General features: G+C 75.9%; 1 protein-coding gene and 1 pseudogene (1 of these 2 running past the window's edge). Both read right to left on the bottom strand.

Annotated features, from left to right (window positions below):
• Positions 1 to 6,587 carry the beginning of a type I polyketide synthase gene (locus tag ACFY23_RS31295; RefSeq protein WP_387039061.1) on the bottom strand. 23,140 nt of this gene lie to the left of the window's left edge, so 6,587 of the gene's 29,727 nt are visible here — the first part of the coding sequence; its start codon is at positions 6,585 to 6,587; its stop codon lies beyond the left edge, outside the window.
• Between the two features lie 27 nt (positions 6,588 to 6,614).
• Positions 6,615 to 12,512, bottom strand: a pseudogene (locus ACFY23_RS31300) (type I polyketide synthase); the annotation flags it as partial.
• Between the last annotated feature and the right edge of the window lie 135 nt (positions 12,513 to 12,647).

The raw sequence follows: 12,647 nt of genomic DNA on the forward strand, positions 1-12,647 counted from the left end.
ACCACACCGAACGACTCGACAAGACGGAACAGCGCCACCTCGACCGCGAACAGACCCGCCTGCGTGAACACCGTCTGGTCCAGCAGCCCCGCCACGGCCGAACCCGCCTCGGCGAACAAGACCTCCCGAAGCGGCTGCGGCAGCAGCGGGTCCAAGTGCCCGCACACCTCGTCCAACGCCGAGGCGAACACCGAGAACGAGTCGTACAACTCCCGACCCATGCCCGCGCGCTGCGCGCCCTGCCCGGAGAAGAGGACCGCGACGGGGCCCCGGTCGGCGGCGCGGCCGGTGACGACGGCGTCGGTGGGCTCGCCGGCGGCGAGGGAGCGCAGCGCGGCGATCAGCTCGTCGTGGTCGGCGGCGAGCAGCACGGCCCGGTGCTCCAGTGCCGTGCGGGCGGTCAGGGACGTCCAGCCGGCGTCGACCAGCCGCGGCCGGTCGGGCGCGGCGAACCGGTCGGCCCAGCGGTGGGCCTGCCGGGCGAGGCCGTCGCCGCGGGCGGAGAGCAGCACCGGCACCAGCGGCGGTGCGGCAGGCTCGACCACCTCACCGTCGACGATCTCGGCCGGCGGCTCCTCGACGATGACGTGCGCGTTGGTCCCGCTGACCCCGAACGAGGACACGGCGGCGCGGCGGGGGCGGCCGGTCTCCGGCCAGGGCCGGGCCTCGGTCAGCAGTTCGACGGCGCCGGCCGACCAGTCGACGTGCGGGGTGGGCTCGTCGACGTGCAGGGTGCGGGGCAGGACGCCGTGCCGCAGCGCCTGCACCATCTTGATCACCCCGGCGACGCCAGCGGCGGCCTGGGTGTGGCCGATGTTCGACTTGATCGAGCCCAGCCACAACGGCTCCCGGCCGTCGCGGTCCTGCCCGTACGTGGCGAGCAGCGCCTGCGCCTCGATCGGGTCGCCGAGGGTGGTGGCGGTGCCGTGGGCCTCGACGGCGTCCACGTCGGCCGTGGTGAGGCCGGCGTTGGCGAGCGCGGCCCGGATGACCCGCTGCTGCGACGGGCCGTTCGGCGCGGTGAGCCCGTTGGACGCGCCGTCCTGGTTGACGGCGCTGCCCCGGACGACGGCGAGGACGCGGTGGCCGTTGCGTCGGGCGTCGGACAGCCGCTCGACCAGCAGCACGCCGACGCCCTCGCCCCAGCCGGTGCCGTCGGCGGCGGCGGCGAAGGATCGGCAGCGGCCGTCGGCGGCGAGTCCGCCCTGCCGGGTGAACTCGACGAACGCGCCGGGGGTGACCATCACGTTGACGCCGCCGGCGACCGCCAGGTCGCACTCGCCCTGCCGCAGCGACTGCACGGCCAGGTGCAGCGCGACCAGCGACGACGAGCAGGCGGTGTCGACGGTGACGGCCGGGCCCTCCAGTCCGAACGTGTACGCGACCCGGCCGGAGATGACGCTGTGCGCGCCGCCGGTGAGCCGGTAGCCGTCCAGGTCGGGGGTCTCGTCGCCGGTGCCGTAGCCGGACGGGGACGCGCCGACGAAGACGCCGGTGGCGGTGCCGTGCAGGGAGTCGGGCGTGACGCCGGCCTGCTCGAACGCCTCCCAGGTGGCCTCCAGCAGCAGCCGCTGCTGCGGGTCCATCGCCAGGGCCTCGCGGGGCGAGATGCCGAAGAAGACCGGGTCGAAGTCGGTGGCCCGGTCGATGAACCCGCCGTACCGGGTGTGCGAGCGGCCGGACGCCTCCGGGTCGGCGGCGTAGAGCCGGTCGAGGTCCCAGTGCCGGTCGGTGTGGAACTCGGTGATGCCGTCGCGGCCGTGTGCGACGAGGTCCCACAGCCCGTCGGGGTCGCTGACCCCGCCCGGGTAGCGGCAGCTCATCCCGACGATGGCGACCGGCTCGTCGGCGAGGGCGGCGCCGGTGGCCGTGGCGGGCGTCCCGGCGGGGGCGGCGGCCTCGGCGTCGTCCAGGCGCAGCAGGGACGCGAGGTGCCCGGCCAGGGTGGCCGGGTTGGGGTAGTCGAAGATCAGGGTGGTGGGCAGGGCCAGCCCGGTCGCGCCGGTGAGCTGGTTGCGCAGCTCGACGGCGGTCAGCGAGTCGAAGCCCAGCTCCTTGAACGCCCGCTTCGGCCGGACGGCGTCGGTGCCGGCGTGGCCGAGCACGGCGGCGGCGTGGTCGCGGACCAGGTCGGTGAGCTGGCGGTCCCGTTCGGCGCGGGGCAGGGCGAGCAGCCGCTCGCGCAGCACGGCGGCGGAGTCGGTGACGCCGTCGGCGGGGCGGGCGGCCAGCGCCTCGCGCGCCTCGGCGATGTCGGCGAGCAGCGGCCGGGGCCGGGCGGAGGCGTACGCGGGGGCGAAGTGCGCCCAGTCGACGTCGGCGACGGTGAGGCAGGTCTCGCCGTGCTCGACGGCGCGGCGCAGGGCGAGCAGCGCGGCGGCCGGCTGCATCGGGTTGAGGCCACGGCGGCTGAGCAGCCGCTGTGCCTCCTCGGTGGTGGCCATGCCGCCCTCGGCCCAGGCGCCCCAGGAGATCGAGGTGGCGGTGAGCCCCCGGGCGCGGCGCTGCTCGGCGAGCGCGTCGAGGTACGCGTTCGCGGCCGCGTACGCGCCCTGCCCGCCGCTGCCCCACACGCCAGAGATCGAGGCGAACGTGACGAACGCGTCGAGCTGCCGGTCGCCGAGCAGCTCGTCGAGGTACGCGGCGCCGGCGGCCTTGCCGGCCATGACGTGGTCGAACACGTCGAGGTCGGTGTCGACGAGCGGGGTGAGCTGGGTGATGCCGGCGGCGTGCAGCACGGCGGTCAGCGGGGCGACGTCGTCCAGGCCGGCGACCAGCGCGGCGACCTGGTCGCGGTCGGCCATGTCGCAGGCGACCACGCTGACCCGTACGCCGGTGGCGGCCAGCTCGTCGACCAGCTCACGCGCGCCGGCGGCGTCGAGGCCGCGACGGCTGGTGAGGACCAGGTGCTCGGCGCCGTTGTCGGCGAGCCAGCGGGCGGCCTGTGCGCCGATGGCGCCGGTGCCGCCGGTGACGAGCACGGTGCCGTGCGGCCGCCACGGGGTGACCTGCTGGGCGGTGCGGGCGGTGGTGCGGGCGAGCCGCCGGACGAAGGTGCCGAAGGGGCGGACGGCGAACTGGTCCTCGTCCCCGGCGCCGGCGAGGATGCGGGTGACCTCGGCCCAGGTGGCGGCGTCGGGCTCGGCGGGCAGGTCGACCAGGCCGCCCCAGGTGCGGGGGTGTTCCAGGCCGATGACCCGGGCCAGGGCCGACAGCGCGTGCTGGGCGGCGCTGGCGACCGGCTCGGCGGGGCTGGTGCCGACGCCGCCCTGGGTGACGCACCACAGCGGCGCGGGCAGGTCGGCGTCCTGCGCCGCCTGCACGAGGCGGGTGGTGGCGACCAGCCCGGTGGGGATGCCGGGGTGGCCGGGGTACTGCGCGTCGGCGAGGCCGAGCAGGGACACCACGGCGGCCGGGGGTGTCTCGCGGTGCCCGGCCAGCGACTCGGCCAGCTCCGTCCGGGTGACCCGCTCCGGGTCGACGGCCAGCGTTCGCACGGTCACCCCGTCGGGCAGGGCGGCGGCGAGCAGGTCCAGCCAGCCGTCCACGGCCGCGTCGGTGGCGGGCCGCACCACGAGCAGGTCGCCGGCGAGGGTCGCCCCGCCGGCCGGGGCGGCGGGCTTCCACACCACGCGGTACGACCAGCCGTCCAGCACCGCCCGCTGCAACCGGGCCTTGCGCCACGAGGACAGCACCGGCAGCGCCGGGGCGAGCACCTCCGCGTCGGCCGCGCCACCCTCGAGCTGCGCGGCCAGGGCCGCCACGTCCGAGCGCTCCACCGCCGACCAGAACTCGACGTCGACCACGTCGGGGCTGACCGGCCCGGCGACGGCCGGCGTGCTCCGCTCCGGCCAGTAGCGCTGCCGCTGGAAGGCGTAGGTGGGCAGGTCGGTGAGGATCGGCGCGGGGGCGAGGACCCGGCGGTGGTCGACCGGCAGCCCGTTGGCGTGGGCGGCGGCGATGCTGGTGAGCAGTCGGAGCGCGGCGTCCTCGCCACGGCGCAGGGTGGCCAGCGCCCGGCCGGTGGTGCCGGTGTCGTCGAGGATGGCGGTCACCGACATGGCCAGCACCGGGTGCGGGGAGACCTCCACGAAGTCCGTGTGGCCGGCGCCGATCGCGGTACGCACCGCGGTGTCGAACAACACCGGCAGACGCAGGTTCTCCGCCCAGTAGTCCGCGTCCATCCGGGAACCGTCGAGCCAGGTCCCCGTGACCGTCGAGACGATCCGGACGTCGCCGTCACTCGGGGCGAGACCAGCCAACTCGACACGCACCCGATCGGAGACCGGCTGCACCGCCGGGGAATGCGAGGCGTAGTCCACGGCCACCAACCGGGCCCGCACACCATCGGCGACACACGCCGCCACCAGATCGGCGACCGGCTGCGGCGGCCCCGCCACCGCGGTGGTACCCGGACCGTTGATCACGGACACGGTCACCCCCTCGGGCAGCCGCGCCTCCACCTCAGCAGCCGGCAGGTCGATCGCCGCCATCGCCCCGGTGCCGGCAATGGCCGCCAGGGCCCGCACCCGCAACGCCAGAACCTTCACCGCGTCAGCCAGCGACAACACCCCAGCCACATGAGCGGCCACGATCTCACCCTGCGAGTGACCGATCACCGCCTTCGGGGCCATCCCCGCCTGCCGCCACAACCGCGCCAAACCCACACCGACCGCGAACAACGCCGGCTGCGCCACCTCCGAGCGAGCCAGCCACGAATCGTCGGCACCGGTCAGCACCGCGACCACATCGATGTCCAGCCACCGGTCGAACTCCGCCTGACACTCGGCGAGAGCCTCGTCGAACACCGGGCAGGAGCCGATCAGCCCGGCCGCCATCCGCACGTGCTGCGCGCCCTGGCCGGGGAACACCCAGACCGGACCCTCGCCCAGCTCACCGGCCACGCCGGTGACGACCGTGCCGGCGGGGGTGCCGGCGGCCAGGGCGTCCAGCCCCGCGAGAAGCTGCGCCGGATCGTCGGCCACCACCGCCGCCCGGTGCTCGAACGCGGACCGCGTGGTCGCCAACGACCAGGCCAGCCGGGCCGGGTCGACGTCGCCGTGGGCGCGGACGTACCGGGCGAGCCGGGCGGCCTGCTCGCGCAGGGCGGGCGTGGACCGGGCCGACAACGACCAGACCGTGGCAGGAGACGCGAGCAGGCCGGGCTGCTCCGGTGCGGGGGCCGGGGCGGGCGCGGCCTCGGCCTGTTCGAGGATGACGTGGGCGTTGGTGCCGCTGATGCCGAACGACGACACGGCGGCCCGGCGGGGCCGGTCCACCTCGGGCCAGGGCCGGGCGTCGGTGAGCAGTTCGACGGCACCGGCCGACCAGTCGATGTGCGGGGACGGCTCGTCGACGTGCAGCGTGGCGGGCAGGACGCCGTGCCGCATGGCCATCACCATCTTGATGACGCCCGCGACGCCGGCGGCCGACTGGCTGTGCCCCATGTTGGACTTGATCGAGCCGAGCCACAGCGGGTCGGCCTCGCCGCGCTCCTGCCCGTACGTGGCGAGCAGCGCCTGCGCCTCGATCGGGTCGCCGAGGGTGGTGCCGGTGCCGTGCGCCTCGACGGCGTCCACGTCGGCGGTGGTGAGGCGCGCGTTGCTGAGCGCCTGCCGGATCACCCGCTGCTGGGCGGGCCCGTTCGGGGCGGTGAGCCCGTTCGACGCGCCGTCCTGGTTGGTCGCGCTGCCGCGGATGACGGCGAGGATGCGGTGGCCGTTGCGTTGGGCGTCGGAGAGCCGCTCGACGAGCAGCAGGCCGACGCCCTCGCCCCAACCGGTGCCGTCGGCGGCGGCGGCGAACGACTTGCACCGTCCGTCGGAGGCGAGGCCGCGCTGGCGGGAGAAGCCGACGAACGGGCTGGGGGTGGCCATGACGCAGACGCCGCCGGCCAGGGCCAGGTCGAACTCGCCGGCCCGCAGCGCCTGGCAGGCCAGGTGCAGCGCGACCAGGGAGGACGAGCAGGCCGTGTCGACGGTGACGGCCGGCCCCTCCAGCCCGAGGGCGTACGCGATCCGCCCCGAGACGACGCTGGTGACGGTGCCGGTCAGCAGGTAGCCCTCGTCGGCGCCGTCCGCGCCGCCGTCCTGCCCGACGCCGTAGCCGTTGGCGGCGGTGCCGACGAACACGCCGACCTTCTGGCCCCGCACCGACGACGGGGCGATGCCGGCCGACTCGAACGCCTCCCAGGACGTCTCCAGCAGCAGCCGCTGCTGCGGGTCCATCGCCAGGGCCTCGCGGGGCGAGATGCCGAAGAAGTCGGCGTCGAACTCCGCCGCGTCGTAGAGGAAGCCGCCCTGCTGGGTGGTGGACTTGCCGACCCGGTCGGCCTGCGGGTCGTACAGGTTGTCCAGGTCCCAGCCCCGGTCGGTGGGGAAGCCGCCGATGGCGTCCCCGCCGGAGGCGACCAGGTCCCACAGCTGGTCGGGGCTGGACACCCCGCCCGGGTAGCGGCAGGACATGGCGACGATGGCGATCGGCTCCCGGGCCGCCGCGGTCAGCTGCTGGTTGAGCTGCTTGAGCCGGCTGGTCTCCTTGAGCGAAGCCCGAAGCGCCTCGACGACCTTATCTGCAGACGTGGACATCATGTACTCCGTACGTGGGACAAGGGGTCAGGACTCGGAGCCGTCGAGCGCCAGCCGGATGAGGGCGTCGGCGTCCATCTCGTCGATGGAGTCGCCGTCCTCGCCGGTCGGGGCCTGCTCGGCGTCGTCGCCGTCGGTCAGCTTGAGCAGCAGGTCGAGCAGCCCGGCCTCACGGATGCGGGCCAGCGGGATGGTGGCCAGGGCCTGGCGCACCGCCGCCTCGGCCGGGTCGGCCGCCTCCTGCCGCCCGGCCTCGGGGACCAGCGCGGCGAGCAGGTGGCCGGCCACGGCGGCCGGGTCGGGATAGTCGAAGACCAGCGTGGTGGGCAGGGACAACCCGGTGGCCCGGGTGAGCCGGTTGCGCAGCTCGACCGCCGTCAGCGAGTCGAAGCCGAGTTCCTTGAACGCGCGTTGCGGCTTGACCCGCTCCGGGCCCGAGTGGCCGAGGACGGCCGCGGCGTGGGTGCGGACCAGGTCGGTGAGGAGCTTGTCCTGCTCGTCCCCGGGCAGGGCGAGCAGTTGCTCGCGCAGCGGCTGACCGCCGTCGCCCGGCTCGTCCTCGGTGGTCGGGGCTGCCGGCCGGGCCTCGGGCAGGTCGGCCAGCAGCGGTCGCGGCCGGTTCGAGGCGTACGCGGGGGCGAACGTCGCCCAGTCCACGTCGGCGACGGTGAGGCAGGCGCGTCCGCGCCCGACGGCGACCCGCAGCGCGTGGATCGCGTCGGCCGGGGACATGACCCGCAGCCCGCGCCGGGCCAGCTCCCGCTGGGCCTCGTCGGTGGCCATCCCGCCGTCGGCCCACGGCCCCCACGCCACCGAGGTGGCGGCGAGGCCCCGGGCGCGCCGCCGCTCGGCGAGCGCGTCGAGGTACGCGTTGCCGGCCGCGTAGCCGGCCTGCCCGCCGCTGCCCCACACCCCGGCGATCGAGGCGAACAGCACGAACGCGTCCAGCGGCCGGTCGCCGAGCAGCTCGTCCAGGTGCGCCGCCCCGGCGATCTTGCCGCCCATCACGGCGGCGAGCCGGGCCAGGTCGGTGTCGACGAGCGGGACGACGTCGTTCAGGCCGGCGGCGTGCACCACCGCGGTCAGCGGCGCCGGGTCGTCGTCCAGCCGGGCCAGCAGCCCGGCCAGGGCGTCCCGGTCGGCCACGTCGCACGCCGCCACCGTCACCCGTACGCCGAGGGCGGTCAGCTCGTCGCGCAGCTCCGTCGCGCCGGGGGCGGCGTCGCCGCGCCGGCCGGTCAGCACCAGGTGCTCGGCGCCGTTGCCGGCCGCCCAGCGGGCCACGTGCGCGCCCAGCGCGCCCGTGCCGCCGGTGACCAGCACGGTGCCGGAGGGCCGCCACCGCTCGGCCGCCGCCGCGTCGGCGGGGGTGGCCCGGGTCAGCCGCCGCGCGTACACGCCGCCGCGCCGCACCGCGAGCTGGTCCTCGTCGCCGGCGGCGACGAGCGCCGCCACGAGCCGGGCCGGGTCGACGTCCCGTTCGGGCAGGTCCAGCAGGCCCACCCGTGGCTGCGACAGTTCGAGGCCGGCCACCCGGCCCAGGCCCCACAGGCCGCCCTGGCCGGCGCTGCGGACGGGCTCGCCGTCTCCCGCGTCGACCGCGCCCCGGGTCACGCACCACAGCGGCGCGGTCGCCGCGGCGTCGTGCAGCGCCTGGAGCAGCAGCAGGGTGGCCGCCGTACCGACCGGCACGGCCGGGTGGTCCGGGTGCGGCTCGTCGCGCAGGCCGAGCAGCGAGACCACGCCGGCCGGCCCGTCGGCCAGCGCGTCGCCCAGCAGCTCGGCGAGGCCGGCGCGGGTGGCGGTGGCCGGGTCGACGGTCACCCGCCGCACGTCTCCGCTGGACGCTGTCAGCGCGGCGGCGACCTGGTCGGCCGACGGCTCGCCGGCGAACTCGACCAGCAGCCAGGCCCCGACCGCCGCCGGGGAGTCGGCCAGGTCGATCCGCCGCCACCCCACCTGGTAGGACCACCCGTTCACCGCCGCGTCGCGGGTGCGGGCGCGGCGCCAGGTGGACAGGACGGGCAGGGCCGGGGTCAGCGCGTCCACCGCGGCGTCGTCGCCGAGCTGGCCGGCGAGGGCGGCGAGGTCGCCGCTCTCGACGGCGGCCCAGAATTCGGCGTCGCCGCCCGTGTCGGGGGTGGCCTGCGGGCGCGGCGCGGCTTCCGGCCAGAACCGCTGGTGCTGGAACGCGTACGTCGGCAGGTCGACGCGGCGGGCGCCGGAGTCGACGAACCAGGCCCGCCAGGTCACCGGCTCGCCGTGGACGTGCAGCTCGCCGAGGGCTGCCAGCAGCGCGTGGGTCTCGGGCCGGTCCCGGCGCTGGACGGCGACGGACAGCACGCCCGCCTCGCCGGGCAGCACGTCGGCGACCATCGCGGTGAGCACACTCTGCGGGCCGATCTCCAGGAACGTGTCCACCCCGGCCTTGCGCAGCGCGGTGACGCCGTCGGCGTACCGGACGGCCTCGCGGACGTGCCGCACCCAGTAGTCGGCGGTGCGGATCTCGTCGCCGTCGGCGAGCGCGCCGGTCAGGTTCGACACGACCGGCAGCAGCGGCGCCTGGAAGGCGAGGCCCTCCAGGACGGCCCGGAACTCGGCCAGCATCGGCTCCATCAGCGGGCTGTGGAACGCGTGGCTGACGGTCAGACGCCGGGTCCGGGCGCCGCGCGCCTTCCAGACCTTCTCCACCTCGTCGAGGGCGTCGACGGCACCCGACACGACCACGGCGTTGGGGCCGTTGACGGCCGCGATGCCCAGCCGGTCGGTCAACCCGTCGAGGCTCGCCAGCACCTCCGCCTCCGGCGCGGCCACGGCCAGCATCCCGCCCCCGGCCGGCAACGCCTGCATCAACCGACCCCGCGCCGCCACCAGGGCGCACGCGTCGGCCATCGTGAGCACCCCGGCCACGTACGCGGCCGTGATCTCCCCGATCGAGTGGCCGCCCACGAAGTCCGGCACCACACCGAACGACTCCACCAGGCGGAACAGCGCCACCTCGACCGCGAACAGGCCGGCCTGCGTGAACACGGTCTGATCCAGCAGCGCCGCCTCCGGCGAGCCACCAGAGGCGAACAGCACCGGCTTCAGCGGCTGCGGCAGCAGCCCGTCCAGGTGCCCGCACACCTCGTCGAGAGCGGACGCGAACACCGGGAACGAGTCGTACAGCTCCCGGCCCATGCCCGCGCGCTGGGCGCCCTGCCCGGAGAAGAGCAGGGCCAACTGGCCGCGCTGTTCCGGTGCGCCGGCCAGCACCGCGCCCGACGGCTCACCGGCGGCGAGCGCACGCAGCCCGGCGAGCAACTCGTCCCGGTCGGCGGCGGTCACCACCGCCCGCTGTTCCAGGGCCGGGCGGGTGGTCACCGACGACCACGCCACGTCCAGCGCACGCAGCCCCTCGTCGGCGGCCAACCAGCGCGCCCACCGACCGGCCTGCGCCGCAAGCGCCGCCTCCGTACGCGCCGACAGCAGCACCGGCACCACCGCCGGCACCGGACGCTCCACGATCTCGCCCTCGACCACCTGCGCCGGCGGCTGCTCGACGATCACGTGCGCGTTGGTGCCGGAGATCCCGAACGACGACACCGCCGCCCGACGCGGCCGGTCCACCACCGGCCACGGCGTCGCCTCCGTCGCCAGGGCAACCGCCCCGGCGGTCCAGTCGATGTGCGGCGACGGCTCGTCCACGTGCAGCGTCGGCGGAACAAGGCCGTGCCGCATGGCGAGGACCATCTTGATCACACCCGCCACACCCGCCGCGGCCTGCGTGTGCCCCATGTTGGACTTGATCGACCCCAGCAGCAGCGGCCGCTCGGCGGGCCGGCCCTGCCCGTACGTCGCCAGCAACGCCTGCGCCTCGATCGGGTCACCGAGGGTGGTGCCGGTGCCGTGCGCCTCGACCGCGTCCACGTCGGCCGTGGTCAGCCGCGCGTTCGCCAGCGCCTGCCGGATCACCCGCTGCTGCGACGGACCGTTCGGCGCCGTCAGGCCGTTGGACGCGCCGTCCTGGTTCACGGCGGTGCCGCGCACCACGGCGAGGACCCGGTGGCCGTTACGGCGCGCGTCGGACAACCGCTCCACCAGCAGCATGCCCACGCCCTCCGACCAACCGGTGCCGTCGGCGGCGGCCGCGAACGACTTGCACCGCCCGTCCGGGGACAGGCCGCGCTGCCGGGAGAAGCCGATGAACGCGCTCGGGGTGGCCATCACGGTCACGCCGCCCGCCAGGGCGAGGTCGCACTCGCCGGAGCGCAGCGCCTGCGCCGCGAGGTGCAGCGCGACCAGCGACGACGAGCACGCCGTGTCGACGGTGACCGCCGGGCCTTCGAGGCCGAAGACGTACGCGACGCGGCCGGAGGCGACGCTGCCGGCGGTGCCGTTGACCAGGTACCCCTCCAGTTCCTCCGACGCTTCGAGCCGGCCCGCGTAGTCGTGGTGGATCAGGCCGGCGAAGACGCCGGTGGTCACCTTCGTGTCGCGCGGGTCGATGCCGGCGTGCTCGAACGCCTCCCACGAGGTCTCCAGCAGCAGCCGCTGCTGCGGGTCCATGGCGAGGGCCTCGCGGGGCGAGATCCCGAAGAACGCCGGGTCGAACTCGGCCGCGTCGTACAGGAAGCCGCCCTGCCGGGTCGTCGACGTGCCCGCCCGGTCGGCGTCCGGGTCGTACAGGGCGTCGAGGTCCCAGCCCCGGTCGGCGGGGAACCCGCCGATCGCGTCCCCGCCCGAGGCCACGAGGTCCCACAGCTGGTCCGGGTTCGACACCCCGCCGGGGAAGCGGCAGGCCATGCCGATGATGACGATCGGGTCGTCGTCGCCGGCGGCGACGGCCCGGGTGACGGTGGCGGCGGCCGGCGCAGCGGAGTGACCCAGCTGCTCGTGCAGGTGCTCGGCCAGCCGCTCGGGCGTGGGGTAGTCGAAGACGAGGGTGGCGGACAGCCGCAGCCCGGTCGCCGAGGCGAGCCGGTTGCGCAGCTCCACCGACGTCAACGAGTCGAAGCCCAACTCCTTGAACGCCCGACCACCCGGCACGGCCTGCGCCGACGCGTGCCCCAGCACCGCCGCCGCCTGCCCGCACACGAGGTCCACCAGCAGCCGACGGGCGTCGTCCTGCGACAGCCCGGCCAGCCGCTCGGACCAGGACGACCCGTCTCCGGCCTGCCCGGAGCGCGCCTGCCGGCGTCCGCCGGCCCGCGCCAGCAGCCGCAGGACCGGCGGCACCTGGGCGGCGTCGGCGGTGATCCGCAGCCGGGCGGCAACGACCGCCGGCGCGGAACCGGCGGACGCGGCGTCGAGCAGCGCCGCGCCCTCGGCCGCCGACAGGCCCGTCATGCCCAGCCGGCCCAGCCGCTGGCGGTCGTCGGCGTTGAGCTCGCCGGCCATTCCACCGGCGGTGGCCCACATGCCCCAGCCGATGCTGGTCGCCGGCAGACCCCGCCCGCGACGGTGCTGCGCCAGGGCATCGAGGAACGCGTTCGCCGCCGCGTAGTTGCCCTGCCCCGGCGAACCCAGAGTCGCCGCGATCGACGAGAACACCACAAACGCGCTCAGGTCCAGACCCGCGGTCGCCTCGTGCAGCGCCCACGCCCCATCCACCTTCGGCCCCATCACAGCAGCGACGGCCTGAGCGTCCAACCCGGTGATCGTCGCGTCGGCGAGCACACCTGCGCAGTGCACCACCGCCGCCAACCGAACCGCCCCCGCCACCAGGTCCGCCACCTGAGCCGGGTCGCTCACGTCCACCGCAACCGCGTCGACCGTCGCACCCGCCTGCGTCAACTCCGCGACCAGCGCGGCGTACTCCGTGCCCTCGACCGGCAGGCGACGCGAGGCCAGCAACAGCCGACGCGCCTGACCCGTGGCCACCAGGTGCCGCGCCACCACCCCCGCGAGGGTGCCGGACGCCCCGGTAACGAGGACGGTGCCGTCCGGGTCGATCGGTGCCGGAACCTGGAGGACGACCTTGCCCACGTGCCGGGCCTGACTGATGTGCCGCAACGCCGTACGCGCCTGCCGCACATCCCACACCCGCACCGGCAACGGACGCAGCACACCCCGCTCGAA

The sequence above is a fragment of the Micromonospora sp. NPDC000121 genome, from assembly GCF_042899165.1.
Classification (GTDB): domain Bacteria; phylum Actinomycetota; class Actinomycetes; order Mycobacteriales; family Micromonosporaceae; genus Micromonospora.